At 73.0% G+C, this 26562-nt stretch carries 27 protein-coding genes; 13 read left to right on the forward strand and 14 right to left on the reverse strand.

The genetic code is table 11. The annotated features are described in order from the left end of the window. Positions 1-154: 154 nt before the first annotated feature. From ACBR40_RS02435 to ACBR40_RS02445, 3 genes are read left to right on the forward strand one after another with little or no spacing between them, the layout of a single operon-like run. Entirely contained in the window at positions 155-466 is a 312-nt protein-coding gene (locus ACBR40_RS02435; RefSeq protein WP_344219011.1) for an STAS domain-containing protein, read from the forward strand. Further along, positions 463-2457 carry a SpoIIE family protein phosphatase gene (locus ACBR40_RS02440; protein WP_371247197.1) on the forward strand — a complete coding sequence of 665 codons (1995 nt, stop codon included), beginning with the start codon at positions 463-465 and terminating at the stop codon, positions 2455-2457. The genes ACBR40_RS02435 and ACBR40_RS02440 overlap by 4 nt, the downstream gene beginning before the upstream one ends. Next, positions 2454-2861, forward strand: a complete 408-nt coding sequence (locus tag ACBR40_RS02445; RefSeq protein WP_371247198.1) for an ATP-binding protein — start codon at positions 2454-2456, stop codon at positions 2859-2861. The genes ACBR40_RS02440 and ACBR40_RS02445 overlap by 4 nt, the downstream gene beginning before the upstream one ends. Here the strand turns inward: ACBR40_RS02445 and ACBR40_RS02450 are convergent. Beyond that, entirely contained in the window at positions 2856-3458 is a 603-nt protein-coding gene (locus ACBR40_RS02450; RefSeq protein ID WP_344219005.1) for a TetR/AcrR family transcriptional regulator, read from the reverse strand. The genes ACBR40_RS02445 and ACBR40_RS02450 overlap by 6 nt on opposite strands. Positions 3459-3546: 88 nt before the next feature. Here ACBR40_RS02450 and ACBR40_RS02455 point away from each other — a divergent pair, with 88 nt between their 5' ends. Then, a complete protein-coding gene (locus ACBR40_RS02455) occupies positions 3547-4572 on the forward strand; it encodes a hypothetical protein (RefSeq protein ID WP_371247199.1) in 1026 nt (341 codons plus the stop codon). On the opposite strand, the gene ACBR40_RS02460 is transcribed toward ACBR40_RS02455, so the two are convergent. Further along, a complete protein-coding gene (locus tag ACBR40_RS02460) occupies positions 4573-5298 on the reverse strand; it encodes a helix-turn-helix domain-containing protein (RefSeq protein ID WP_371247200.1) in 726 nt (241 codons plus the stop codon). It lies immediately after the preceding gene. A gap of 138 nt (positions 5299-5436) precedes the next feature. Here ACBR40_RS02460 and ACBR40_RS02465 point away from each other — a divergent pair, with 138 nt between their 5' ends. Continuing rightward, a complete protein-coding gene (locus ACBR40_RS02465) occupies positions 5437-6276 on the forward strand; it encodes a universal stress protein (protein ID WP_371247201.1) in 840 nt (279 codons plus the stop codon). A 66-nt stretch (positions 6277-6342) separates the two neighbouring features. Continuing rightward, the gene (gene ppk2, locus ACBR40_RS02470; protein ID WP_371247202.1) at positions 6343-7125 is read left to right on the forward strand and encodes a polyphosphate kinase 2; all 783 of its coding nucleotides are present in this window, start codon (positions 6343-6345) and stop codon (positions 7123-7125) included. Here ppk2 and ACBR40_RS02475 read toward each other — a convergent pair. Together ACBR40_RS02475 and ACBR40_RS02480 are read right to left on the reverse strand one after the other, a co-directional pair. Further along, positions 7103-7882 carry a hypothetical protein gene (locus ACBR40_RS02475; RefSeq protein WP_371247203.1) on the reverse strand — a complete coding sequence of 260 codons (780 nt, stop codon included), beginning with the start codon at positions 7880-7882 and terminating at the stop codon, positions 7103-7105. The two genes, ppk2 and ACBR40_RS02475, sit on opposite strands and share 23 nt — an antisense overlap. 80 nt (positions 7883-7962) lie before the next feature. Further along, positions 7963-8631: a CBS domain-containing protein gene (locus tag ACBR40_RS02480; RefSeq protein ID WP_364452120.1), complete on the reverse strand. Its 669-nt coding sequence runs from the start codon at positions 8629-8631 to the stop codon at positions 7963-7965. 198 nt (positions 8632-8829) lie between these two features. Here ACBR40_RS02480 and ACBR40_RS02485 point away from each other — a divergent pair, with 198 nt between their 5' ends. From ACBR40_RS02485 to ACBR40_RS02510, 6 genes are all read left to right on the forward strand, one after another. Continuing rightward, positions 8830-9804, forward strand: a complete 975-nt coding sequence (locus ACBR40_RS02485; RefSeq protein ID WP_371247204.1) for a nitroreductase family protein — start codon at positions 8830-8832, stop codon at positions 9802-9804. Between the two features lie 83 nt (positions 9805-9887). Then, complete coding sequence (locus ACBR40_RS02490; RefSeq protein WP_371247205.1) at positions 9888-11261, forward strand: cytochrome ubiquinol oxidase subunit I; 1374 nt, start codon at positions 9888-9890, stop codon at positions 11259-11261. A gap of 14 nt (positions 11262-11275) precedes the next feature. Next, positions 11276-12247 carry a cytochrome d ubiquinol oxidase subunit II gene (cydB, locus tag ACBR40_RS02495; protein ID WP_364452112.1) on the forward strand — a complete coding sequence of 324 codons (972 nt, stop codon included), beginning with the start codon at positions 11276-11278 and terminating at the stop codon, positions 12245-12247. 78 nt (positions 12248-12325) lie between these two features. Then, complete coding sequence (locus tag ACBR40_RS02500) at positions 12326-13147, forward strand: hypothetical protein (protein ID WP_371247206.1); 822 nt, start codon at positions 12326-12328, stop codon at positions 13145-13147. Between the two features lie 93 nt (positions 13148-13240). After that, entirely contained in the window at positions 13241-14134 is an 894-nt protein-coding gene (locus tag ACBR40_RS02505) for an ABC transporter permease (protein WP_364452106.1), read from the forward strand. 78 nt (positions 14135-14212) lie between these two features. Continuing rightward, entirely contained in the window at positions 14213-14683 is a 471-nt protein-coding gene (locus tag ACBR40_RS02510; protein WP_344219248.1) for a VOC family protein, read from the forward strand. Positions 14684-14693: 10 nt separating this feature from the next. On the opposite strand, the gene ACBR40_RS02515 is transcribed toward ACBR40_RS02510, so the two are convergent. Next, positions 14694-15275: an XRE family transcriptional regulator gene (locus ACBR40_RS02515; protein WP_329576275.1), complete on the reverse strand. Its 582-nt coding sequence runs from the start codon at positions 15273-15275 to the stop codon at positions 14694-14696. Positions 15276-15368: 93 nt separating this feature from the next. Here ACBR40_RS02515 and ACBR40_RS02520 point away from each other — a divergent pair, with 93 nt between their 5' ends. Beyond that, positions 15369-17027, forward strand: a complete 1659-nt coding sequence (locus ACBR40_RS02520; protein WP_371247207.1) for an FAD-dependent oxidoreductase — start codon at positions 15369-15371, stop codon at positions 17025-17027. 20 nt (positions 17028-17047) lie between these two features. Here the strand turns inward: ACBR40_RS02520 and ACBR40_RS02525 are convergent, their stop codons facing one another. From ACBR40_RS02525 to ACBR40_RS02565, 9 genes are all read right to left on the reverse strand, one after another. After that, positions 17048-17245, reverse strand: coding sequence for a hypothetical protein (locus tag ACBR40_RS02525; RefSeq protein WP_344219242.1), 198 nt, complete (start codon positions 17243-17245; stop codon positions 17048-17050). A gap of 160 nt (positions 17246-17405) precedes the next feature. Continuing rightward, the gene (gene manA / locus ACBR40_RS02530) at positions 17406-18578 is read right to left on the reverse strand and encodes a mannose-6-phosphate isomerase, class I (protein WP_371247208.1); all 1173 of its coding nucleotides are present in this window, start codon (positions 18576-18578) and stop codon (positions 17406-17408) included. A gap of 69 nt (positions 18579-18647) precedes the next feature. Then, positions 18648-19874, reverse strand: coding sequence for a cytochrome P450 (locus ACBR40_RS02535; RefSeq protein WP_344219239.1), 1227 nt, complete (start codon positions 19872-19874; stop codon positions 18648-18650). A gap of 3 nt (positions 19875-19877) precedes the next feature. Continuing rightward, on the reverse strand, positions 19878-20969 hold the full coding sequence (locus ACBR40_RS02540) for an FAD-dependent oxidoreductase (RefSeq protein ID WP_344219237.1): 1092 nt from the start codon (positions 20967-20969) through the stop codon (positions 19878-19880). Beyond that, entirely contained in the window at positions 20966-21907 is a 942-nt protein-coding gene (locus ACBR40_RS02545) for a hypothetical protein (protein WP_364452087.1), read from the reverse strand. The genes ACBR40_RS02540 and ACBR40_RS02545 overlap by 4 nt, the downstream gene beginning before the upstream one ends. A gap of 90 nt (positions 21908-21997) precedes the next feature. Further along, the gene (locus tag ACBR40_RS02550; RefSeq protein ID WP_371247209.1) at positions 21998-23425 is read right to left on the reverse strand and encodes an RICIN domain-containing protein; all 1428 of its coding nucleotides are present in this window, start codon (positions 23423-23425) and stop codon (positions 21998-22000) included. Positions 23426-23441: 16 nt separating this feature from the next. After that, on the reverse strand, positions 23442-24263 hold the full coding sequence (locus tag ACBR40_RS02555; protein WP_344219231.1) for a carbohydrate ABC transporter permease: 822 nt from the start codon (positions 24261-24263) through the stop codon (positions 23442-23444). After that, positions 24260-25210, reverse strand: a complete 951-nt coding sequence (locus ACBR40_RS02560) for a carbohydrate ABC transporter permease (protein ID WP_371247210.1) — start codon at positions 25208-25210, stop codon at positions 24260-24262. Before ACBR40_RS02560 ends, ACBR40_RS02555 begins: the two co-directional genes overlap by 4 nt. After that, positions 25207-26502 (reverse strand): ABC transporter substrate-binding protein, encoded by a 1296-nt coding sequence (locus ACBR40_RS02565; protein ID WP_371247211.1) that lies wholly within the window; start codon positions 26500-26502, stop codon positions 25207-25209. The genes ACBR40_RS02560 and ACBR40_RS02565 overlap by 4 nt, the downstream gene beginning before the upstream one ends. Positions 26503-26562: the final 60 nt, after the last annotated feature.

Consider the following 26562-nt stretch of genomic DNA (forward strand, 5'->3'; position numbering starts at 1 on the left):
GGCTTTGCGGTGCGACGTACCACTGACAGCGCGCGATCGTTGCGGAAGAATACGCCTAGTGCAACCCGTGTGAGACGCAGAGTCGCGGAGTCGGTAAGTCGTGGCGTTCATGCCGGTTTCATCTTCTTGAACGGTATTGGAGGGGGTAAACGCCATGCATGAGGCGTCGGTCGACACCAACGACGACGGCGCGCTGCGCGTGACGCTGCGCGGCGAGATCGACTTCACGAACTCGACCGAGATCCACAAGATCATCACGGACGCCGTGTCCGAGCGGCGGCCCCAGGCGGTCCGCGTCGACCTGGCGGGAGTGACGTTCATGGACTCCACGGGGATCGGGGTGCTGGTCGACGCCATGCGCGTGGCCCTGGCCGCGCAGGCCGACTTCCGGGTGGAGAACCCCACCCGCCGCATGCTGGACCAACTGCGCACGACGGGGCTGCTGACCGCGTTCGGCCTCGAATGATGGACCCGCTGGAGGGCTACCGCGGCCGGCTGGCCGACCTCGACGCCCGCCTCGCGCGGGCGCGCTCCCACCCCGAGGTGCTGCTGGCGCGGGCGAGCGGCCTGCTGGCCGGGCGGACCGGCTGCCGGGTGGGGGAGGCCCACGCCTACCTGGTACGGCTGGCGGCCGAGCGGCGGCGGCCCGTCCAGGAGCTGGCCGCCGAGGTGCTGGCGGCGCTGGAACGCCTGCCGCCACGCGGCGAGGCCGGGCTGGCCGCCACCGTGGAGGCGGCCCTGCCGTCCCGCCTGAGCCCGGCCCGCCACGCCACCCTGCCCCCCGCCCCACCGCCCACGCTCTCGCCTGCCCTGCCCCCCACCCTGCCCCCCACCCCGCGGCCCACCCCGCCGGCGACCGGGCCGGCGGGTCAGGCGGCCGGCGAGCCCGCGTCGCCGCGGCCGGCGTGGATCGAGGCCGTGCGGCAGGTCCTCGACGCCCTGCCCGAGCGTCACATCCTGATCCTCCCCGAGTACGACGTGACCGGCCAGGTCGCCGACTACGTCATCGCCGCCGCCGCCCCGTCCGTCGTGGACCTGTCGGGGCGCGGCGGCGCGGAGATCCTCGGCCGCAGGATGAGCGAGATCTACCCTTCGGTGGTCGGCGGCCCCATCTGGGACGCCTGGCGCGAGACGCTGCGCGACGGCCGGCCGCGCGAGGTCGGCCCCGTCCCCTACGTCAGCTCGGCGGACCGCGTGCCCGCCGAGGTGCTGCTCACCGTGAAGGTGTGGCCGGTCGGCGGCGGCCTGCTGCAGAGCTGGGTCCGCCACGACGAGGAGACGCGGCTGGCCGAGCGCATCGCCCAGACCGAGCGCCTCGGCAACCTGGGCTGGGCGGAATGGGACCTGGTCGCCGGGCAGACCCGCTGGTCGGCCGGGCTCTACCAGATCTACGAGCGCGACCCGGCCGCCGGGCCGCTGCCCCGCGAGGAGAGCGAGGCGCTGGTCCTGCCCGAGGACCTGCCCGTACGCCGCGAGGCGGCGGAGGCGTTCGGCCGCGGCGAGGCCGTGGACGCCACCTTCCGCATCGGGGTGGCGGGCCGCGTCAAGCACGTCCGAATGGTCGTGGACGCCGTACGCGACGCGGCGGGCGCCCCGGTCAAGGTGTACGGGATCCTCCAGGACGTCACCGCCCGCGAGACCAGCAGGCTCAGGCTCACCGAGGTCGAGGAGCAGCTCCGCGAGCACCAGCGCATCCTCGCCGCCGAGCACGAGCTGGCCGGGCGGCTCCAGCAGATCGTGCTGCCGATGCCGCGCGAGCCGATCGACCTGCCCGGCCTGCGGGTCGCGGTCCGCTACCTCCCCGCCGAACAGGCCAGCAGGGTCGGCGGCGACTGGTACCACGCCGCGCCCGCCGGCGACGGCGCCGTCCTGCTCGCCGTGGGCGACGTGGCCGGGCACGGCATCGAGGCGGCCGCCGCGATGGCCCGGCTCCGCCACGCCCTGGCCGCGCTGTCCGTCACCACCACCCGCGACCCGGCCCGGCTGCTCGCCGCGCTCAACCGGCTGCTGTTCGCGGGCGACCCGACCGGCCCGCCGCGCGGGGTGCCCGTGACGGCCACCGCCGTCGTGGCCCGCTACGAGCCGGCCACCGGCCGTCTGGTGTGGGCCCGCGCCGGGCACCCTCCGCCGCTGCTGGCCCGCGCCGGCCGGACCGTCGAGCTGGACCGGCCCGGCGGGCCGCTGCTCGGCGCCTTCCCCGACGCCCGCTACACCACCACCTCCACCCGTCTGCGCCCCGGCCACGTGCTGCTGCTCTACACCGACGGCCTCGTCGAGCACCGCCGGCGCAACCTCGACGAAGGGCTCGCCCCCGTGCTGGCCGTCCTCGACCGGATCACCGCCGAGCCCGTCCCGCACCCGCTGGCCGACCTGTTGAAACAGCTCCGCCACGCCAACCCCGACGACGACACCTGCATCCTGGCCGCGCGCCCGCTCCTCCCCGGGGAGGCGCGATGAGCGAGCAGGGGAACTCCGGGACGCGGCCGTCCGGCCGGCAGGCCCTGCTGGCGTTCGAGTTCGACCGTCACACGCTGGTCCTGCTCCGGCACGAGGTGGAGCGCGCCTGCCGCACATGGGGGCTGAGCGGCCTGACGCTGTACCGCTTCGTCGTCGCGGTCAACGAGATCACCACGAACGCGGTGCGGCACGGCGGCGGGCACGGCAGCCTGAGCCTGTGGCAGCAGGGCCCCCGGCTCTTCTGCCGGGTCGACGACCAGGGGCCGGGCGGCGCGGCCGAGCCCCACCTGCCGCCGCCCGACCATCCGCGCGGCCGGGGGCTCTGGCTGGCGAGGAACAACGTCGAGCGCTTCACCCTGCGCTCCGACGCCCGGGGCACCACCATCGTGCTGGAGACGTCATGAGCCCGCCGCGCCGCGCCTGCGGACCAGCGGCAGGAACACCTCGTCGACGATCTCGACGAGGACGTCGTCGGGCGCGCTAGGGACGCCGCGCACCACGAACTCGTTGCGCAGCAGCACCATGGCCACGGTGGCGACCCGCGGATGCAGCGCCTCCGGGGCGGCCTCGCCGCGGGCGACCGCGCGCCCGAGTATGGTCAGCCAGGTGGCGGCCGTCGTGTCCGTGGACTGGTCGGGCAGGCGGGTCAGCAGCTCGCTCGCGCCCCCGGCCGCCGCCATCAGCTCGCGCAGGATCATGCCGAGCGGTGAGCTCCAGTGCCGGTTGGCCCGGCGCAGCATCTCCAGGGCGTCCTCGCGCAGGTCGCCGGTGTCGGGGGGCTGGACGGTCGCGGTCAGCAGGCGGTAGGCGGCCACGCCGAGGGCGAGGCGGTTGGGCCAGCGGCGGTAGAGGGCGTTCTTGTTGGTGCCCGCGCGGGCGGCGACGCGGTCCATCGTGAAGCCGGCGTAGCCGGACTCGGCCAGCTCGTCGGCCGCGGCGCGCAGGATCGCCTCCTCGAGAGCGGCGCCCCGGCGGCGGGGCCGCTTCGTCGAATCGCTCACGTCCGTACCTTAGCGGAACGAGGTTGTGCCCTGCGCCGTCTAGGTCTACGGTACTGGCCGTACCTTAATTGGAAGGAGGCGTGCGGTCATGCGCGCCAAAGGCATCAGCTACGAGACCGGGTTCCTCAACAAGGGCGGGCTCTCCCGCCGGGAGTTCGACCACGACGTGGTCCGCCGCGAGCTGCGGATCATCCGCGACGACCTGCACTGCACCGCCGTACGCGTGATCGGCGGCGACCCCGACCGGCTGGAGTTCGCCGCGACCCGCGCCGCCGAGCTCGGCCTGGAGGTCTGGTTCTCGCCCTACCCGCTGGAGCTGACCCGCGAGGAGTGCCTGAAGCTGTTCGCCGACTGCGCCGAGCGCGCGGAGCGCGTCAGGCGGCGCGGCGCCGAGGTCGTCTTCGTCACCGGCGCCGAGCTGAGCCTCATGAACCCCGGCTTCCTGCCCGGCGGCAGCCTCAGGGAACGGCTCGACGGGCTCCTGCGCGGCGAGGGCCTGCCGGAGCGCGTCGCCGGGGCGAGCACCCTGGTCAACGACTTCCTCGGCGAGGCCGTGGCGCTGGTCCGCGAACGGTTCGGCGGCCGGGTCACCTACGCCTCCATCCCGCTCGAACGCGTCGACTGGACGCCGTTCGACTTCGTCTCCGTGGACCTCTACCGGTCGGCCGAGGTCGCCGACCGCTTCGAGGACGGCGTGCGCGCGCTGGTCGCGCAGGGCAAGCCGGTCGCGATCACCGAGTTCGGCGCGGCCGGCTACCGGGGCGCGGGCGACCTCGGCGCCACCGCCCTGGACGCCGTCGAGTACGACGAGCACGGCCCGGTCCGGTTGCGCGGCGTCTACGAGCGCGACGAGCCCGGCCAGGCCGCGTACGTGCGCGAGCTGCTGGAGATCTTCGACGCCGCCGGCGTGGACAGCGCGTTCGTGTTCATCCTGGCCCTCTACGACCACGTGCACCGCCCGGACGGCGACCCGCGCGACGACCTCGACCTGGCCAGCTACGGCATCGTCAAGGCGCTGGCCGAGGGCCGCGGCACCACCTACCCGGACCTGCCCTGGGAGCCGAAGGAGGCGTTCGCCGCCGTCGCCGCCCACTACGGCGGCCTCACCGGGTGATCACAGCCCGCGGATGCGCCGCCCGGTGATCTGCTGGGGGACGATCCTGACGTACAGGTGGCGCTCGCCGCCCGCCCACGGCGTCACCCCGGCCCCGGCCGTCGCGGCCGCCTCCTCCTCCGGCACGTGGTGCGCGGCCCCCTGCACCAGCACGCTCCACCCCTCGCGGCGGGTCTCGTCGAAATGGTCCACCTCGAAGGCGATCAGGATCTCGACGCCCACCACCCCGGACCGCAGGTCCTGGTCCATCGGCCCGCCGTGGGCGGTGCGGAAGACGACCGCGCCGCCGTGCATCCGGTAGTTCACCGGCAGCACCGTCGGCCCGTGCGAGCCGGAGAAGGCCACCCGCCCGATCCCGCCCGGCTCGATCAGCCGCCGGCACTCGTCCTCGCCCAGCACCTCCAGCGAGGGGTGGGCCATCGCGGGGCCGCGCCCGGGAGGCCGCTCGCGGCCCCCGCCGAGCAGCTCGTCCATCGTCGTGTCCAGGGCGTTCGCCAGCCGGTGCAGCGACCCGGTGTCCGGCATGTCGGCGTGCTCCTCCAGGTACTGCACGTAGCCCGCCGACATCTCGGCGCGCGCGGCGACCTGCTCGCGGGTCAGGCCGAGGCGCTCGCGGTGATGGATCAGGCGCCGGCCCAGATCGCCGGTTCCGGTCATGATGGCTCCCCCGTTCCTGGGCCGCCCGGCGGCCGGCGTCGGATCGAGGTCCGCCGAAGCGGTGCCCATGTCCTGAACGCTACCCGCGAGACCCCCGGCCAGCCCAAGGGCCGTTGGACCCGGCGCCCCGGGACCTCCGGCCCTGCACCCGGCCGCCGCCCGCGCGGTCCACTTGAGGTGTCAGCAGGAGCGGCCGAGGAGGAAGTCATGATCGTTGTGGGCGTCGACGGATCGGTGGCGGCGCGCGCGGCCGTGGAGTGGGCCGCCGCCGACGCGGTGCGGACGCGGGAGCCGCTGCGGATCGTGCACGCCGTGGACCGCACGCCGTACCAGGTCGGCAGGTTCCCCACCCCCGTCCTGCCCGACGCGCTGCTGCGCGAGGGCCGCAGGATCCTGGACGAGGCCGTCGCACTGGTACGCGAGCGGCAGCCGCACGTCGAGGTCGAGACGCGCGAGGTGGAGGGCGCCCCCGCCGTCGTGCTGCGCGAGGAGGCCGAGGGCGCGAGCGAGATCGTGGTCGGCGGCCGCGGGCTCGGCGGCTTCGCCGGAGCGCTGCTCGGCTCCGTCAGCACTCACGTGGCCGGGCACGTCCGCTGCCCCGCCGTCGTGGTACGCGCCGCGCGGCAGCCCGCCTGCGGCGAGATCGTGGTCGGCGTCGACGACTCGCCCGAGTGCCGGCCCGCCCTCGCCTACGCCTTCCGCCAGGCCGGGCTGCGCGGCGCCAAGCTGCGGGCGGTGCACGCCTGGCAGCTTCCCGTGCACGCGTTCGCGCCGGAGATCGCCTACGACGTGGACGAGATCCGCGCCGCCCAGCACGAGCTGGTCGCAGCCGCGCTGGAGCCCTTCCGCGCGGAGCACCCCGCCGTCGAGGTCATCGAGGAGACGCACTCCGGGCACCCCGTGGACGTGCTGACGGCGGCCGGCGCGCAGGCCGACCTCGTGGTGGTCGGCTCGCACGGGCGCGGCGCGATGGGCTCGGCCCTGCTCGGCTCGGTCAGCCGCGGCGTCCTCCACCACGCCCGCTGCGCCGTCGCCGTGGTGCGCTGATCCTTGCCCCGGGGGGCCGGGAGACGGTTGGCTGCCAGCATGAACGCCGATGCGAGGACCGGCAGGTTGAAGCGCAGACCGTACGAGAAGGAGCTGCTCCGCCTGCAGGCGGAGCTGGTCGAGCTGCAGGAGTGGGTGAAGACCGGCGGCCACCGGATCGTGGTGATCTTCGAGGGCAGGGACGCCGCGGGGAAGGGCGGCGCGATCAAGCGGGTGGCTGAGTACCTCAACCCGCGCGTGGCCCGCATCGCGGCCCTGCCCGCCCCCACCGAGCGGGAGCGCACGCAGTGGTACTTCCAGCGCTACGTGGCGCACCTGCCGGCGGCCGGGGAGATCGTGCTGTTCGACCGGAGCTGGTACAACCGGGCCGGGGTGGAGCGGGTCATGGGTTTCTGCACCCAGGAGGAGTACACCCGGTTCCTGCACCAGTGCCCGATCTTCGAGCGGCTGCTGGTCGAGGACGGCATCCTGCTGCGCAAGTACTGGTTCTCGGTGAGCGACGCCGAGCAGGAGCGGCGTTTCCGCGCCCGGCTGGAGGATCCGATGCGGCGGTGGAAACTGTCGGAGATGGACCTGGAGTCGATCACCCGGTGGGAGGACTACTCGCGGGCCAAGGACGAGATGATGGTGCACACCCACATCCCCGAGGCCCCCTGGTACGACGTGGAGAGCGAGGACAAACGGCGGGCCCGCATCAACATGATCTCCCACCTGCTGGCCTCGATCCCGTACCACCCGGTGCGGCGGGCGCCGCTGGAGATCCCCGAGCGGCCGCCCGCCACCGGCTACCGACGCCCGCCCCGCGTCGGGTTCCACGTCCCCGACGTCACGCGCGACCTGCCGGAGTGACGTCCCGCGCGGCCCTGGCCGCCATCACGCCGATGACCGCCCCGGCCACGTACGGCCAAACGACGAGCTCCGTCAGGCTGGAGCAGTCGTGCGCGGCGCCCGACAGGACCGTGGCAAGCGGCGTGTAGAGCGCCGGGACGAGCAGCGCCACGGCGGCGGCCGTCGCGCCCCTGCCGCTGACGAGGATGGCGCCGAGCGCCGCCACGGCCACCCAGAGGCCCAGCCGCTCGGAGGTGTCCAGGTGCATCCACCACGACGCCCATTCGTCCGTCAGGTCCGGAAAGCATCCCAGGTAGGCGTCAGGCCCCCAGAGCGTGAAGGAGCGGGCCAGCGCGAGACCGATCACGGTGGTCCAGGCCGCCGCCACCGCCGCCGGGACCCGGCGCGGGCCGGCGTCGCGGCGCGCGAGGAGACAGGCCGCCGTCGCCGCCGCCGCGCACCCGGTCACGAGCCCGAGGCCCTGAGTCGTCCCGCAGATCGAGACGTACGGCACCAGGTACGTCAGCCCGCCCAGCAGCAGCACCAGCCCGGAGGCCGCCGCCCCGAGCACGGGGAAGCGGCGCGGCAGCCACAGCCCGGCGAGCGCCAGCGCCACGGGCAGCAGATCGGCTGCCCATCCCGCGGCCGAGTACACCGCCACGGCGAGCGCGGAGGGCTCCGGCATCCGGTAACCGAAGTACCCGCAGGTCTCGCCGGGGATCACCGACGCGAGAACGGCGGGCGTGACGGCCGCCAGCACGGCCAGGAGACGGAACACCGGCGGTCCTTCCACGACGAGGGGACGCCGAAGGCTACCGCGCCAAGATCATCCGAGGGAAGCCGGTCGCGCCGTCCCGATCACCTCGTGTCGTCCTGCTTCCAGGTCAGCTTGTCGGCCACGCCGACCACGCCGTTGACCCGGCCGGTCATGCGCACCGCGACGGCCGCCTCGGTGCGGCGGTCCATCCAGCCGGTGAGCGTGACGACGCCCTGGTGCACCTCCACGTGGACGCCCGCCGTGTCCACCCACAGCGCCTGGTCCAGGATCTCGTCGCGGACCTCCTCGGCGATCTCCTCGTCCGGGCGCAGGAACACCTTGACCAGGTCGCGCCGGCTGACGACGCCGGTCAGGCGGCCGTTGTGGTCCACCACGGCCAGCCGCTTGACGCCGTGGGCGTCCATGAGCCGGGCGGCCGAGACGGCCGAGGCCTCGCCGCTGATCGTGACGGCGGGACGGGTCATGAGCTCCGCGGCCGTGTCGCCCTCCGCCTTCTGCCGGCCCTTGGGGTGACGCAGCCGGGCGCGGAGCGGGGGACGGTAGCCCTCGCGGTAGAACTCCTCGCGGAACTCCTCCTTGCGCAGCAGGTCGGCCTCGGACACCACGCCGACCACGTGCCGGTCGCCGTCGACGACCGGTACGGCGCTGATGCCGTGCTCGATGAGGGCCTGGGCGATGTCCTTGAACGGCGTCTCCTCGGTCACGGAGACGACCTCGCCGGTCATGACGTCCGCTACGGTCATTCGCATGCCTGCCTCCTTTGCGGTCGCCTCCATCACAGCTCCCGGCGGGCCGGGGGAGTAGGGACGGAAGTCCCTGGTGAGGCAGTCCTTGGTCAGGCCGGGCCGCTCGCGGGCCCGACGCCCCTGCCCGGAGGGGACCTTCGGCCCTCATCGGCCGCCACCTGCCGTGATGGACTGGTCGTATCGTCCGCTGGAGGTGGGGACATGAGCATCCGTACGGCGAGCGACGCCGTCCAGGCCGCGCTGGAAGCCGCGCGCTGGGCCCCGTCCGTGCACAACACCCAGCCCTGGTCGTTCGCCGTGGCCGGCGACGAGATCGGCCTGCGCGCCGACACCGGGCGCCGGCTGCGCGTCGGCGACCCGGCCGGCAGGGAGCTGCTCATCAGCTGCGGCGCGGCGCTGTTCACCATCCGCACGGCGATCCGCCGCGCGGGCTTCGAGCCCGTCGTGCGCGTCCTGCCCGACCCCGACCGCCCGTCGCTGCTCGCCCTGGTACGGCCCGGCGCCGGGACCGAGCCCGACGAGCACACGCGGGTGCTGGCCGGGGAGATCGAGCGGCGGCGTACGCACCGGTCCGGGTTCACCACCCTGCCGGTCCCGGACCGGCTGGTCCGGTCGCTGGCGGCGACCGCCGGGCAGGAGGGCGCCGCGCTGCTCGTCCTCGCCCCGCCGGCCGTCGAGGCGGTCGCCGCGCTGACCCGGGCCGCCCAGATCGTGCAGAGCGAGGACCGGCCCCGCCACCTGGAGGTCGTCCGCTGGGCCCGGCCGCCGGGCAGCGCACGCAAGGACGGCGTGCCCGCCGGGGCCTACCCGCACGACGAGCCGCGCACCGACCCCGCCTTCGCGCAGCGCGACTACGCCTGGCGCCACGACTGGGGCAACCCCGCCGACCAGGCCGGCTCGACCTCGCCCGGCGTCGTGACGGTGCTCACCACCGCCGGCGACACCAGGGAGGACTGGCTGAAGGCCGGCGAGGCGCTGCAGCACGTGCTGCTGAAGGCGAGCGCGTACGGCGTGTCGGCGGCCTTCCACACCCAGGCCCTGGAGATGGACCACCTGCGCGCGTTCCTGCGCGAGGAGCTGTGCGGCGGCGCGCACCCGCAGATGATCATGCGGCTCGGCATCACCTTCGACGACGCCGAGACGGTCCGCCGTCCCGTCGGCGACCTGCTGAGCTGAGCGGTTCAGAAAGGCGGAGGTCCCGGACGGAGAGGACCAAGGGCCCTAGGTGAGGCCCGAGATCTTGCAAGACGCTGATCCGCATGGACGTCCTCGACCTCTCCCGATGGCAGTTCGGGATCACCACCGTCTACCACTTCCTGTTCGTGCCGCTGACCATCGGCCTGTCGGTGATCGTGGCCGGGCTCCAGACCGCGTGGTACCGCACCGGCAAGCAGGAGTACCTGCGCATGACCCGGTTCTGGGGGCGGCTGTTCCTCATCAACTTCGCGATGGGCGTGGTGACCGGCATCGTGCAGGAGTTCCAGTTCGGGATGAACTGGAGTGACTACTCGCGTTTCGTCGGTGACGTCTTCGGGGCCCCGCTCGCCATGGAGGGGCTGATCGCGTTCTTCATGGAGTCGACGTTCCTCGGGCTGTGGATCTTCGGCTGGGACAAGCTGCCGAAGAAGGTGCACCTGGCCACGATCTGGCTGGCCGCCATCGGCACCAACGTCTCCGCGTACTTCATCCTCGCGGCCAACTCCTGGATGCAGCACCCGGTCGGCTACCGGATCAACAACGGCCGCGCCGAGCTGACCGACATCTGGGCGGTGCTCACCAACTCCACCACGCTCGTCACCTTCCCGCACGTCATCGCCGGCGGCTTCCTCGTCGCGGGCGGCTTCGTGCTCGGCGTCAGCGCCTGGTTCCTCATGCGCCGGCGCGAGGTGGACGTCTTCCGCCCCGCGGCCCGGCTCGCCATGGTCGTCAGCCTGGTCGCCGCGGCCGGCGTGTCGCTGTCGGGCCACATGCAGGCGCAGATCATGACCGAGCAGCAGCCGATGAAGATGGCCGCCGCCGAGGCGCTGTGGGAGGACGAGAGCTCGGCCGGGTTCTCGCTGTTCGCGATCGGCGACGTCGAGAACGGCCGCAACCACGTCAACCTGCAGATCCCCTACGGCCTCAGCCTCCTCGCGACCAACACCCTGGACGGCAGGGTCGAGGGCGTCAACGACATCCAGGAGCGATACCAGGCCCTGTACGGCCCCGGCGACTACCGGCCGGTCGTCGGACTGGCGTACTGGTCGTTCCGGCTCATGATCGGCTTCGGCATGCTGTCCGCGCTGCTGGCCCTCGCCGGCCTCTGGCTCACCCGGCGCGGCCGGCTGCCGGCCGGCACGTGGGCCTACCGCCTGGCCATGCTCGGCATCGGGCTGCCGTTCGTCGCCAACTCGCTCGGCTGGATCTTCACCGAGATGGGCCGCCAGCCGTGGACGGTGTTCGGCCTCATGCGCACCGCCGCCGCCGTCTCGCCCACCGCCGATGTCCCCTCCGTCGCGATCACCCTGGTCGGGTTCACCCTCGTGTACGCGGTCCTCGCCGTGATCGAGGTGCGGCTGCTGCTCAAGTTCATCAAGCGCGGCGCGCAGGAGGAGCTCGAACCCGAAGCTCCCGTGCCCGCCCTGTCCTACTAAGGAACTCACCGGCCATGGAACTCACCACCGTCTGGTTCTTGCTCATCGCCGTGCTGTGGACCGGCTACTTCGTCCTGGAGGGCTTCGACTTCGGCGTCGGCATCCTGCTGCCCTTCCTCGGCGGCGGCGACGGCGAGCGCCGCACCATCGTCAAGACGATCGGCCCCGTCTGGGACGGCAACGAGGTGTGGCTGCTGGTCGCCGGCGGCGCCACCTTCGCCGCCTTCCCCGAGTGGTACGCGACCCTCTTCAGCGGCTTCTACCTGCCGCTGTTCCTCATCCTGCTGGCGCTGATCGTGCGCGGCGTGGCCCTGGAGTACCGCGGCAAGAGCGACAGCACCAAGGGCTGGGACCGCGCCTTCTTCTGGGGCTCGCTCGGCCCGGCCCTGCTGTGGGGCGTCGCCTTCGCCAACATGGTGCGGGGCGTGCCGCTCGACGCCGACCACGAGTACACCGGCACGCTGTTCACCCTGCTCAACCCGTTCGCGCTGCTCGGCGGCCTGGCCATGCTGCTGCTCTGCACCCAGCACGGCGCGGTCTTCCTCGCCCTGCGCACCACCGGCGAGCTGCGCAAGGGCGCGGCCAGGATCGCGACCGCGCTCGCGCCGATCACCGTCGCCGTGGTCCTCGCCTTCCTCCTCATGGCGCGGGCCGGCGTCCTGTCCTGGGCCGCGGTCGCCGTGGCCGCGATCGGGCTCGCCGTCGCGCTGATCGCCACGCTGCGCGGGCGCGACGGCTGGGCCTTCACCGGCAGCGCCCTGGCCATCGCCGCGTTCGTGGCCACCCTGTTCACCAGCATGTGGCCGAACGTGCTGCCCGCACTCGACCCGGCCAACAGCCTCACCGTGACGAACGCGGCCTCCTCGCCGTACACGCTGACCGTGATGACCTGGGTGGCGGCCGTCTTCACGCCCGTCGTGCTGGGGTACCAGGCGTGGACGTACTGGGTGTTCCGCCGCCGGCTGACGGGCGCGTATTCGGCCTGAAGTCCCGGGTGGGGCTTCAGGCCGGCAGGGTAGGACCCCCGACGGCAGGCGTGAACCCCCACCCCCAGGAGGCATGACATGACAGCACGTACCGGGCGCGCCGTGGTCCTGCTGGTCGCGCTGGGGGCGGCCGCGGCGGGCTGCGGGGGCGAACCGGGCCGCACCCCGTCCCCGTCCGTCCCGTCCACCGCCCCGCCCGCCGAGACCTCCCCGCCCGCCGGGACCTCCCCGCCGCCGTCGACCCCCGGGTCGCCGGAGAGCGCCTCGCCCACGAGGTCCCGTGACCTCGTGGCCGGGCGCTACCAGCCGCTGTGGCCGTTCGCCGACGCCGCGGCCGCGGAGGCGTGGCGGAGCCGCCACCGTGAGGACGGCGCCGACGCCTGGCACCTCGACCCGGCGCGCACCGCGGTCCGCTTCGCCCGCGACCACCTCGGCTTCAGGGAGATCGACCGGGCCGTGAAGACGAACCTCGACGGCGCCCACGCCCGCGTGCACGTCGGCCTCACCGCCGAGGAGGGCCCGCGCCCGATGGTCGCCGCCGTCGTCCACCTGGTCCGCTACGGGAAGGGCGCGGACGCCCCCTGGGAGGTCGTCGGCACCGACGACACCACCTTCTCCCTCACCACCCCCGAGTACGGCGCCTCCGTCGGCTCCCCGATGACCGTCGGCGGCCGGATCACCGGCGTGGACGAGAGCATCCGCGTCCAGGTGCGCCGCCCCGGCGGCGGCAAGGCGCTCGGCGAGCACTGCTGCGTGGGCGCGGGGGGCGAGAAGTCCCCCTGGTCGGCCGAGGTCACCTTCAAGCCGGCGCCCGGCACGACGCTGACCGTCGTGGCCTCCACCGGCGGCCACGTCGCCGAGGTGGAGCGCTTCGCCGTCACCGGAGTGACCGTCCCCTGACGCCGCGCCGCCCGTCCACGGCCATAAGCAGGGAAGACACGCGGGTCCCTTGCTAGCATCCCCCGTTGTCGGACCGTCGCGACCGAGGTGCCCATGAGCCAACTGGAAGAGACCGCGCCCGAGAGCGGGTCGCTCGCCGAGCTCGCCAGGAAGCACGGGCTGCGCCCCGCCATCGCGCGCCCCCGCTTCCCCGCCTACCTGCGCCAGCTCTGGGAACGGCGCCACTTCATCCTGACCTACGCCACCTCCCGCAACGTCTCGAAGTACTCGGGGTCGGCGCTGGGGCAGTTGTGGCAGGTCCTCACGCCGCTGCTGAACGCGGCGATCTACTACGTGATGTTCGGCCTCATCCTGGGCGGCAGCAAGAACATCCCGAACTACCCGGCGTTCCTGCTGACCGGCATGTTCGTGTTCACCTACACGCAGCGCACGGTCACCGCGGGGGCGAAGTCCATCTCCGGGAACCTGTCCCTCATCCGGGCGCTGCACTTCCCGCGGGCCTCGCTGCCGCTGGCGTACACGATCCAGGAGCTCCAGCAGCTCGCCGTCTCCATGGGCGTGCTGCTGGTCATCGTGCTGCTCACCGGGGAGCCGATCAGCTGGTTCTGGCTGATGGTCCCGGTGGTCCTGCTGCTGCAGACGATGTTCAACATCGGGGCGGGGCTGATCATGGCCAGGCTCGGGGCGTCCCTGCGGGACCTCGGCCAGCTCCTGCCGTTCATCATGCGCACCTGGCTGTACGCCTCGGGCGTGTTCTTCGCCATCCACGACAAGGTCGTCGGCTCGGCGGGGCTGCCCGAGTGGGTCGCCACCGCGATGTACCTCAATCCGGCGGCCTCGTTCATCGAGTTCATGCGCGACCTGCTCCTCACCCGCCACACGCCGCCGTCCATGGTGTGGCTCTCGTGCCTGTGCTGGGCGGTGGTCACGCTGGTCGGCGGGTTCTGGTACTTCTGGCGAGCTGAAGACCGCTACGGGCGCGGCTGACCGGCCCGCCCGGGATGATCGTGCGGCCCGCGCGGGTTGCGGAGAGGGAAGCATCCGCGCAGCACTGAGGAGCACGCATTGAGCACGAACGCCGAGGGCCGCGGCCCGGTCCGCCAGCTTCGCCTGGTGGTCGAGGCCGAGGACTACGAGGCCGCGCTGGCCTTCTACCGGGACGTCCTGGGGCTGCCCGAGGAGGCGGCCTTCTCCACCGGTGACGGCGCACGGGTGGCGATCCTCGACGCCGGCCGGGCCACCTTGGAGATCGCCAACCCGGCGCAGAAGAAGATGATCGACGAGGTCGAGGTGGGGCGGCAGGTCGCGCCCAAGCTCCGGGTGGCGTTCGAGGTGGACGACTCGCGCGGCACGACCGAGCGGCTGGTGGCGGCCGGCGCGAGCGAGGTGGCGCCGCCGACCGTCACCCCGTGGCAGTCGCTGAACGCCCGGCTCGACGCGCCGGGCGGCCTGCACATCACCGTCTTCCAGGAGTTGCAGACCGCCGAGGAGCGCCAGGCGCTGGACGGCTTCGGCACCGACGACACCCGCGGCTGACCGTCCGAGGCTATTTCGGAGCAGGACGGGCGCGTACGTGCATGCGCTCGCCCTGCGGCCCGAACAGGGCCAGCACCTCGGCCGGCTCGTCGCCCACGTTCTGGAAGGCGTGCGGGGTGCGGGTGTCGAACTCGGCCGCCTCGCCCGCCTTGAGGACCACCTCGTGCGGGCCGAGCAGCAGCCGCAGCCGCCCCGAGAGCACGTACAGCCAGTCGTAGCCCTCGTGGACCTTCTGCTCGGGCACGAAGCCCGGCCAGCCGGGCGGGTAGATCAGCTTGACCGCCTGCAGCCCGCCGGGGCTCCGGCTCAGCGGGATCCAGGTCACGCCGTTGCGCTTGACCGGCCGCATGGTCACCCGCGGATCGCCGGTGACGGGCGCGCCCACCAGCTCGTCGAGCTGCACCTGGTGGGCGCGGGCCAGCGGCAGCAGCAGCTCCAGGGTGGGCTTGCGGTGCCCGGACTCCAGCCGCGACAGCGTGCTGACCGAGATGCCGGTGCTCTTCGACAGCTCCGCCAGCGTCACGTCGCGCTCCTGGCGCAGGGCGCGCAGCCGCGGCCCCACCGACTGCAGTGTCTCGTCGAGGTCCTCCACCCTTTCGATTTTGCCATTCCGGCAACGAAGTTTGTCAATTCGGCCGCTGATCGCGGACAGTTGACCTCACAAGGCGACGTAGAAGGAGCCGAAGTGGTGAACACGAAGTACGACGTGGTGATCGTGGGCGGCGGGGCCGCCGGGCTGAGCGGGGCGCTGACCCTGGGCCGGGCGCGGCGCAAGGTGCTGGTCGTGGACGCGGGCCGGCCGCGCAACGCCCCCGCCGAGGGCGTGCACACCTTCCTGACCAGGGAGGGCGTGCCGCCGCACGAGTTGCTGGCCGCCGGCCGCGAGGAGGTCGCCGGGTACGGCGGCGAGATCGTCACCGGGACCGTCGTCGCGGCCGAGCACCTGGGCGGCGACGAGCCGGGCCCGTTCCGGGTGACGCTGGCGGACGGGACGGCGGTCGTGGCCGAGCGGCTGCTGCTGGCCACCGGCCTGGTGGACGAGCTGCCGGACGTGCCGGGCCTCGCCGACCGGTGGGGCAAGGACGTGCTGCACTGCCCGTACTGCCACGGGTGGGAGGTGCGTGACCGGGCCATCGGGGTGCTGTCCACCGGGCCGCTGGGGGTGCACCAGGCGCTGCTGTGGCGGCAGTGGAGCGAGCGGGTGACGTTCTTCCTGCACGACGGGCCCCGGCCGGACGACGAGCAGCGCGAGAAGCTGGCCGCGCGGGGCGTCACCGTGGTCGAGGAGCGGGTGGCCGGTCTGGAGGTCGACGGGGACCGGCTGATCGGGGTGCGGCTGGACGGCGGGCGGTTGGTGCCGTGCGAGGCGCTCGCCGTCGGCTCCCGGCTCAGCGCCCGCGCCGACCTGCTGCCCGGCCTGGGACTGGAGACGGAGGAGCTGGTCATGGCCGGGCACGTGATCGGCACCCACGTCCCCGGGGACGCGACCGGCGCCACCCGCGTGCCGGGCGTGTGGGTGGCGGGCAACGCCGTCAACGTGACCGACCAGGTCATCGCCGCGGCGGCGGGCGGCGTACGGGCGGGGGCGGCCATCAACGCGGACCTGATCGAGCAGGAGAACCGTCAGGCGGTCGCCGCACTCCGCGCGACCGCCCAGAACCAGCACGGTCACGGTCACGGGCATGGGCACGGTCACGGGAACAGCGGATTCGAGGTGCCGGAAGGGGTCACGGCGGAGGAGTTCTGGGACGGCCGTTACGGCGAGCAGGACCGCATCTGGAGCGGCGCGCCCAACGTCGCCCTCGTCCGCGAGGCCGCGGACCTGCCGTCCGGCCGCGCGCTCGACCTCGGCTGCGGCGAGGGAGCCGACGCCGTCTGGCTGGCCCAGCGCGGCTGGCGGGTCACCGCCGCCGACATCTCCCAGGTGGCGCTGGACCGCGCCGCCGAGGAGGCGGAGCGGGCGGGCGTGGCCGACCGGATCGAGTGGCGCCGCCACGACCTGGCGACGTCCTTCCCCGACGGCTCCTACGACCTGGTGAGCGCGAGCTACCTGCACTCCCCGGTGCAGTTGCCGCGCGAGGAGGTCCTGCGCAAGGCCGCCGCGGCCGTCGTCCCCGGCGGGACGCTGCTGATCATCGGGCACCTGGGCTGGCCGTCCTGGGTGGAGAAGCCGCCCGTCGAGGTCGCCTTCCCGACGCCGGGCGACGTCCTCGACGCGGTCGAGCTGACCGGGCCCGGGTGGGAGGTGCTGACCTGCGAGGAGTTCACCCGCGAGCGCACCGCGCCCGACGGCACCCCCGGCGCCCACGTGGACTACGTCATCAGGGCTCGCCGGCGCCCCTGACGCCCGAGGGCCGGGAGGTCTCAGGGAGTGGGGGCCAGGGGACGATCGTCCTCGCGGGCGCGTACGCGCTCGTCGAGCCCTTCCATCGCGCGGACGAGGGCCAGGTTCGCCGCGCTGAGCGTGCGCACCTGCTCCTCCAGCTCGGCGAGCCGCTTCTTGACCGCCAGCAGTTCGACGTCGAGAGCCGGCGCCTCCATGAGCATGCGACCGCCAACCATGATCGGTTCACCTCCGATGAGCGGGGACACCATGATGATGGCCGGGCGGCGGAACCTGGGGGTAGTGGCGAAGGGCCGCGGGCACCGGGACCTACGGCACTGTTCGCCGCGGATCAAGCTGCATCGTCGAGATGCCCGGTTTGTCAAGCATGCCCGGTTTTCAAGCTCCTGGGGCCGCCCGGTAGGCCGTCCCCTTACCCTCAAGGCGGGTGGTCGAAACCTCCGCGGGGATGAAAGCCGACTCTCCGGGGCGCAGCGCCGTGGCTCCGGCCAGCCGGGCCTCGCCCTCGACGCAGACCACGATCTGCGGCACGCCGCCGGGCAGCTCGTGCGCCCGCTCGCCGTCGAGCTCGTGCCGGGCCAGGGCGAACTCCGGCGCGGGCGGCAGGTAGCGGTGCTCGCCGGGACCGCCCGGCTCGGCGGCGACCCGGTGCGGCTCGCCGGGCGCGAAGCCGACCACCCGCATCAGCTCGGGCACGTCGATGTGCTTGGAGGTCAGGCCGCAGCGCAGCACGTTGTCGGAGTTGGCCATGATCTCGACGGCCACGCCGCCGAGGTAGGCGTGCGGCACGCCGGCACCCAGGTAGAGGGCTTCGCCGGGGGCCAGCTCGACGTGGTGCAGCAGCAGGGCGGCGGTCACGCCGCGGTCGCCCGGGCAGGCGCGGGCGATCTCCGCGTACGGAGCCAGCTCGGGGTCGCCGGCGGCGAGCAGGGCGCGCTCGACCTCCGCGCGCAGCGGCGCGGCCGCGTCGGCGAGCATCTCGGCGAAGACCGTCCGCAGGGCCGTGGCGGGCTCGCCGTCGCGCAGCGCGCCGATCCAGGGGCGCAGGCCGGGCACGCCGAGCCGGTCGAGCAGGCCGGCGGTGGCGGCGGGGGAGCGGAAGCCGCACAGCCCGTGGAACGGCGTGACGGCGCACACCATCTCGGGCTTGTGCGCGTCGTCCTTGTAGGTGCGCTCGCGGGCGTCGAGCGGGATGCCGCGCGCGTTCTCCGCGGCGTAGCCGGCGCGGGCCTGCCCGGCGCTGGGGTGCACCTGCAGCGACAGCGGGCGGGCCACGGCCAGGATCTTGAGCAGGTAGGGGAGCCGCCCGCCGAAGCGCGCGGCGGTGCCGGGGCCGAGTGCGGCGGCCGGGTCGGCGGCGATGACGGCGTCGAGCGGGACGCCCCCGACGGTGGAGGGCGCGCCGGGGTGGGCGCCCATCCAGAGCTCGGCCTGCGGCTGCCCGGTCGGCTCCGTGCCGAACAACTCGGGAAGGGCCGTCACCGACCCCCAGTCGTAGGGGCGGATGGTGGTCGCCAGGCGCATCGGAGCGCGCAGATCGGGCTGAGACACGGTAAGAGGCTACCGCCCCCGGGGACGGCCGGGACGCCGGAGCCGCTCCGGCGTCCCGGCCGCCGCCGGCTACCGGGCGCGGGGCCCGAGGACGACCGGCATCGTACGGGTGCTGTTGCCGAGCAGCGTGTCGATCTGGCGCAACTCCTCCCGTGGCCCGGCGGCCCTGATGGCCGGGAAGGCCGTGAACAGGGCCCGCAACGCGATCTCCGCCTCCAGCCGGGCCAGCGGCGCGCCCAGGCAGAAGTGCGGCCCGTGCCCGAAGGCCAGGTGCGAGGCCGGCGGATCGGTGAGGTCGAAGCGGTCGGCGTCCTGGCCGAACTGCTCCGGGTCCCGTCCGGAGGAGGCGAAGCAGGCCAGCACGGCCTCGCCCGCCCGCAGGTGCACGCCGTCGATCTCGACGTCGCGCTTGGCGTACCGGAACGGGAAGTAGGCGATCGGCGAGTCCCAGCGCAGCGTCTCCTCCACGGCCGCGCTGAACGGGCACTTCCCCGAGCGCAGCAGGGCGAGCTGGCCGGGCGTGTGCAGCAGGGCGCCGACGGCGTTGGTGATGAGGTTGACCGTCGTCACGTGGCCGGCGATGAACAGCAGGTCGATGGTGGCGAACAGCTCGTCCTCCGAGAGCCTGCCGCCGTCCTGCTCGCGCAGCCTGATGAGGTCGGTGATGATGTCCTCGCCGGGCGAGCGCCGCCGCTCCTCGATGATCCGGTGCAGCAGCGCGTGCAGCTCCTCGCGCACCCGCGGGCCGTCCGCCAGGTCCTCGCTGACGTGCGCGACGGCGTCGGTCAGCTCGTGCATCCGCTCCTGATGGGCCGGCGGGATGCCGATCATCTCGGAGATGACGTCACGCGGCAGCGGATAGGCGAAGCGCGCCCGCAGGTCCACGGGCTCGTGGGCCGGCAGGGTGGCGAGGTCGTCGATCAGCGCGGCGGTCAGCGCCTCGATCTTGGGCCGCAGGCCCTGCACCCGGCGCGGGGTGAAGCCGGCGGCGAGCGGCGCGCGCAGCCGCCGGTGCTCCTCGCCGTCGGCGTTCAGCATGGAGATGTCGGTGACGATGCGGTCGATGGCGGTCCCCGGCGGCAGTGTGGAACGTTCCAGCGGGTCCCAGTACTGGATCTCCCTCGTGAGGTCGGGATGGGTGAGGACGGTCATCAGGGTCGCGTACCTGGTGGCCGCCCAGGCGTCCACGCCCTCGGCGGTCACCGGCACGAGCGGCCCGGCCGCGCGCAGCCGGTCGTTGTCGGCGTGCGGGTCCGGCGCCGCGGGATCGATGATGAAACGCACGAGCTCGGTCATGGGTCATCCCGTTCGTTGTCTGCCGACCGCGAACGCGGTCACGTCGATGCCGGGGTCCTGGTCGAGGTAGAGGTCGCGGACGAGCTCGCCGGCGGCCGGCGCGTTGCACAGGCCGTGCCCGGAGAAGCCGGTGGCGTACAGGAACGCCGGCGGCCCCGGCAGGTGGCCGATGAAGGCGCGCCGGTCCGGGCTGGCGTCGCGCAGCCCGGTGACGGCCGGGCGCAGGCCCAGCCCCGACAGGCCCGGGTACACCTCGGCGAACCGCTCCGCCACCTCGCGCCGCCACGCCTCCCGGTCGGGACCCGGATACCCCATGCCGACGAGCAGCCGGTCGCCGCGGGTCCGCGACAGCAGGCCGCTCGCCGCGTGCAGCGTGCACGGGATCTCCGGCGTGCCGGGCGGCAGCGGATCGGTGAGCAGCAGCTCCTGCTCGATGGGCTCGGTCATCGGCAGGTCCACGCCCGCGCCGCGGACGAGGGCGGGCGACCAGGCGCCGGCCGCGCAGATGACCGCCTCGGCCGTCAGCTCGCCGCCGTCCTCGGTGAACACCCGCCCGGCCGAGGAGTCGATCCTCGAGACCGGGCGGTCGGTGATCAGCGTGGCGCCGGAGCGCCGGGCCGCCTCGGCGTAGGCCGTGACGATGGCGGCGGTGTCGGAGACGTACGCCTGCGGCGACCAGGCGGCGGCCAGCAGCGGGAGGTCGCCGATGAGCGGGTTGCGCTCCCTGGCCTCCTCCACGCCGATGAGCCCCACGTCCACACCCGCCCGCCGCTGCGCGGGCAGGTCGGCCTCGAAGGCGGCGACCTGCTCGGGCGTGGAGAACAGGACGAGGTAGCCGACCTGCCGCAGCGGCAGGTCGGCCCCCGGCCGGACCGGGAAGTCCCGGTAGGCCGCAAGGCTCCGTACGGCCAGCGCCGAGCTGACGGGGTTGCCGGCGAAGTACGACCGGACCACGTCGGCGGTGGCCCGCGAGGCGCCGGAGCCGAGCGCGCCGCGTTCGAGCAGCGTCGTCTCGACTCCGGCCTCCGCGAGATGGTAGGCGATCGACAGGCCGATGACGCCGCCGCCGATCACCGCCACGCGCGTGTCGGTCATACGTGGGCCTCCACGCGGCGCAGGCTGTCGCCCGCCTCCCACGGGAACAGGTGCAGGTTCCATCCGCCGAGGCAGTTGCAGTAGAGGGCCATGGTGGCCATCACCGACATGAAGTCGACGTGGTCGTTGATGCGGTCGAGGTTGTCCAGGAGCCGCCGGGTGAACCCCCACAGCGTGTCCAGGCCGCAGTAGCCGAGGAACTCCGCCGGGGTGTGGGCCAGCAGCCGGGTCATCTGCCGCAGCCACGGCATCGGCATGCCCTCGATGGCCGCCCGGACGAGGCCGCCGTAGCAGCTGTAGCCGAGCGGGCGGGTCTCGCCGTTGACGAACAGCAGCGTGGTCAGGACCGTCTCGTAGCTTCCCGCGCGGGAGGCGATGCGGCCTTCGTGCAGGTCCACCAGCTCGCGCGGCGGGTCGAGCCAGATGCGTTCGGTCTCGGCGTGCACGTCCGAGATGAGCGCGTTGACCTGCGGGTCGCCGACCGGGAGCCGGGGCAGCCGGTGCCCGCCGCTCTCGCCGGCGCGGCGCACCTCGGCGATGACCGGCTCCTTGGTGGTGTAGACGGCCCGCCAGACCTCGCGGCCCGCCTCGATCAGGCCGTCCAGGTGCTCCGGCAGCACCTGGCCGATGGGCGTGGCGGTCATGGGTTCGGTGAGCTCGCCGTACTTGATGCCGAGGTGCTGCAGGCGAGAGCCGAACAGCGTCCCGTCGGGGACGGTGCGCCGGTCCACGCGGTGCTCCGCGGGCGCGTGCAGCAGCGAGTGGACCGGTGCGACGTGGTAGAGGTGGTGGCCGGCGACCAGGGCGTGGCCCTGCAGGCTCCGGTACGGCAACGCGTCCCAGAAGCACTGCGCGAGGGCCGGGTTCCGCTGGTCGAGTTCGGCGGCCACGGTGATACCGAGGCCGGGCCAGGCTATTTCCACGAGCTTCTCGTTCACAATTCGTCACTGTATCGTCACAAATTGTGCCGATTCGGGCGGGGGTGGGCCTTTTACCAGGTCATGACCACTTCTGGGGACGAGGCACCCCTACAGCGGGGTGCGCAGGAACTGCTGGTTCTGGCCGCCGTTGCACGGATACTGCTTGAACTGCACGTCGTCGGCCTGCGACGACGACGGCAGGTCCGCGCACTTGCCCGAGTGCCTGGCCACCAGCCGTACGTACCCGCCGCCCGCGTCCTGCACCGACCACTGCTGGTTGGCGCCCGAGCCGCAGGCGTACTGCTGGATCGCGGCCCCGTCGGCGGTGCTCTGCCCGTTCACGTCCAGGCACTTGCCCGAGTGCCTGGCGACCACCTGCACGTAGCCGCCGCTCACGGACTGGACGCGCCACTGCTGGTTGAAGCCGGAGCCGCAGGTGTACTGGATGACGGCGGTCAGGTTCGCGCCGGAGGCGTTGCGCACGTCGGCGCACTTGCCCGAGTGGCGCACGGTCAGCCGGTCGTGGCCGGAGCCCACGGCGGTGATCGTGCCGGCCGCCGCGTCGATCGTCAGCTCCCGCGCGTACGACAGGCTCATCGACGTCGCGGAGGGGAACTGGATCGGCAGCCACACGTAGCGCGAGTCGTTGACCGGCCCGCCCCACGCCCCGGCCCACCGGTCGCCCAGATACAGGTACGAGGTGCCGGAGGTGCCCTGCACCGGCAGCACGTACGCCGGCTGCGAGCCGAAGGTGGTCGCGTCGCCGACGTCCTGCCAGGCGCTCCAGGAGCCGGTGATGGAGGTGGCGGTGGCGTACCTGGCCTGGTTGGGCTGCCAGCCGGTGGCGCCCGAGGTCAGCATGAAGTACACGCCGCCCCGCTTGAACAGCGCAGGGGCCTCCCGGTGGTCGCCGTCCCACACCCGCACCAGCGACGCGACGTCGGTGAAGTCGGCGCTCAGCCGGTAGACGTGCAGGTCGTAGTTCTCGTCCGCGGCCGAGATCATGTAACCCGCGCCGTCGGTGTCGGTGAAGGTCGTGATGTCGCGGGACATGTGCCCGAGCGGCCGGAAACTCCGCAGGTAGGTGTAGTTCCCGTCCACCGTGGCCGACACGGCGACCGCGGCCCGCGCCTCGCCGTAGTCGCTGCCGTTCTCCTTGTGCATCCACATGACGAACCGGCCGGTCGCCGCGTTGTACATCACCTTCGGCCGCTCGATGTTGGCCACCTGCAGCTCGGCCGCGCTGGACTGGGTGAGCACGTGGTTCCTGAACTCCCAGTTGCGCAGGTCCGCCGACCGGTAGGCGGAGACGTAGCGGAAGGTGCCGTCGGCGTTGCGGTTCTCGCCGAACCAGTAGTAGTACGAGCCGACCTTGAGCACCCCGCCGCCGTGCGCGTGCAGCGCGCCGCCCGAGGTGTCGGTGAACGGCGCGCCCACCGGCACGGTCACGGGCGCGTTCATGGGCGCGGCGCGTGCGGGCGGCGCGGGCAGCAGGACGAGTAACAGCCCGGCCAGCAGGGGCAGCACACGGGACATGGGAAGCTCCTTCGGATCAGCCTTTGACTCCGCTGAGCAGGACGCCCCGCACGATCCAGCGCTGGGCGACCAGGAAGAGCACGACGAGGGGCAGGATCGCCACCAGCGCGCCGGCGAACAGCGCGGGCAGGTTGAGCGCCTGCTGGTTGAGGTTGGTGGACAGCGCGACCTGCACCGTCCAGTACTCCGGGTCCTGGCCGATCACCAGCGGCCACAGGAACGCGTTCCAGTGCTCGATGAACGACAGGATGCCGAGCGAGGCGAACAGCGCCCCCGAGTTCGGCAGCGCCAGCCGGACGTACAGCCCGAGATGGCCGAGGCCGTCCACCCGCCCCGCGTCCTCCAGCTCGCGCGGGAAGCGCAGGTAGAAGCCGCGGAACAGCAGCACCGCGAACGCGCTGAACAGGCCGGGCGCGATCAGCCCCCACAGCGTGTTGACCCCGCCCATCGACCCGACCACGACGAACGTCGGGATGAACGTGGCCGCACCCGGCACCATCATCGTGGCGATGATGAAGAAGAACACCGGCCGCGCCGCCGCGACCGGGATGCGGGCCAGCGCGTACCCGGCCATCGAGGCCAGCAGCGTGGCGAGCGGCGCGGAGATCGCCGAGATCAGCGTGGAGTTCCCGAGCGCGTGCGCGAGCGGCACCGCGTCGTTGCCGAAGGCGTCGGCGAACCCCTGGAACGTCACCGTCTCCGGCCACCAGTGCCAGTCGAGCGAGCCCAGCTCCCGCTTGGTCATCAGCGCGTTGCGGACCAGCAGGTAGAACGGCAGCAGGAACGGCACCGCGAAGACCACCACCGCCGCGTACGAGCCCAGCCGCAGCCTCCTCATCGGGCCTCCTCCTCGGCCGTCCTGCCGAACCCGGCGAAGCGCCCCTGCAGCAGCGTGAACGCCACGATCAGCGCGGTCACCACGAACGCGCCCGCCGATCCGGCCCCGTAGTTCTGCTCGCCGAGCGCGGTCTGGAACAGGTAGATCAGCGGCGTGCGGCCGTCCGCGCCGCCCAGCCCCGACAGGTTGGAGGCCAGGATGTTGTAGAACTCGTCGAACGCCTGGAACGCGTTGATGATCAGCAGCAGCGTGACCGCCACCGACGTGTTGCGCAGCATGGGCCAGGTGATGTGCCGGAACAGCGTCCACTCGGAGTGCGCGCCGTCCACCCGCGCGGCCTCGTAGAGCTGGGCGGGCACCTGCTGGATCCCGGCCAGGAACAGGATCATGTAGAACCCGGTCTGCAGCCACAGCCGCACGGTGACCAGCACGATCCAGTAGAGCGGCGGATCGACCGTCGCGACCCAGCCGATGGCGTCCTCGTGGCCCAGCAGATAGGCCAGGCTGTTGGCCACCCCGGACGGCGTGCCGTTGAACAGGCTCATCTTCCAGATCAGCGCGCCCACCACGTACGACACCGCCGCCGGCACGAAGAACGTGGTGCGGAACAGCGCCCGCCCCCGCCGCAGCCGGTTCACCAGCACCGCCAGCCCGAGCGCCAGCGCGAACGTCACCGGCACGATGAACAGCGTGAACAGCAGGATCGTCACCAGCGACCGGGTGAAGGCCGGGTCCGACAGCAGCCGCCGGTAGTTCTCCAGCCCGTTCCAGGAGCCCAGGCTGATCGTGCCCCGGGCGTCGTTGAAGCTGAGCAGCAGCCCCCAGCCGATGGCGACGTACTTGAACAGGAACAGCCCCGCCACCATCGGCAGCGTGAGCAGGACGAACGCGCGCCAGGCCGGCCAGCGGCCGGTGCGCAGCCTGGCGAGGCCGGCCGGGGTCGTCATAGCACGGGCACCTTGTCCAGGATGTCCTGCGAGCGTTTGGCCGCCTCGGCCAGCGTCTTCTCCGGGTCGGCGCCCTTCTTGACGATCGCGGTGACGGCGTCGGTGTAGGGCTGGCGCACCTCGGCGGTCCAGAGCGCCGGCTGCTTGACGCCGTGCGCGGCGACCGCGTCCATGACGGTCTTGGCCGGGCCGCTGGTCAGCTTGTCCGCCTTGGCGGCGGCGCTGATGCGCGGCGGCACGTGGAAGCCGTAGGCGAGGCTCCAGTCCGTCTGCGCGGCGGTGTTCTCCACCCACAGCCAGCGCACGTACCGCTTGGCCGCGTCCAGGTTGCGGCTCTTGCCGTTGACGACCTGCACCCAGCCGCCCATGTTCACCACCGGGCGCCCGCCCGGCCCGAACGCCGGCAGCGGGAAGGCGTCGAAGTCGTCGCCCAGGGCCTCGGTCATGCCGGGCACCGCCCACAGGCCCACCCACTGCATGGCCGCCGCGCCGTTGATCAGCGCGCCCGGGTCCCACCAGTCGGTCGAGTAGCCCTGCAGCGTCGTCTTGGCGTCGTAGAGCTCCTTCAGCCCGGCCAGCGCCTCGACCACCTGGGGGTCGTCGTAGATGATCTTCCGGTCGTCGATCAGCAGGTTGCCGTTCGACCAGGGCACCATCGTGTTGAGCGCGCCGACGCCGTCGTTGCCGGCGAACAGTCCCTTCTGCTTGCCCGCCGTCAGCTTCTTCGCCGCCGCGACCAGCTCGGCGAAGCTCCCCGGCACCGCCACCCCCGCCTTCTGGAACAGGGACTTGCGGTAGAACAGCAGCATCGGGTCGATGATCATGGGCACCGCGTAGACCTGACCGCCCCACGTGTACGGCGCCAGCACCTTCGGGTCGAAGTCGGACTTCTCCGCGCCCAGCACCTCGTCCAGCGGCGTCACCTGGCCGGCCTTGACCATATTGGGGCTGACGTCGTTGACCTCGTACACGTCCGGTCCGTCGGCGGTCAGCACGGCGGCGGTCCACTTGGTGGCGTAGTCGCCGGGAATCCACGAGACCTTGACCGCGATGTCGGGGTTGGCCTTGGTGAAGTCGGCCGCGTAGCGCATCGCCGCCTGCTGGGTGCCCTCCTCGCCGTACTCGTGGTACCAGTGGTTGAGCGTGATCTTCGGGGCGCCGCCGGCGGGCGTGGATTTCGTCTTGGCCAGGGGGTCGCCGCCGCAGGCGGCGACGGCGGCGCCGGCGACGAAGAGCACGGATCCTCTGAGCAGTCCGCGCCGGGTGAGTGGCCGGGGGAGTGGTCCGTCCATCGGGGCCACCTCTCTGGGGGGAAGGATCGGGGCCGATGCCAGGTAACCGGTTACTTCAGA

Origin of the sequence: Nonomuraea sp. AD125B (assembly GCF_041402765.1) — a bacterium.
GTDB lineage: Bacteria > Actinomycetota > Actinomycetes > Streptosporangiales > Streptosporangiaceae > Nonomuraea > Nonomuraea bangladeshensis.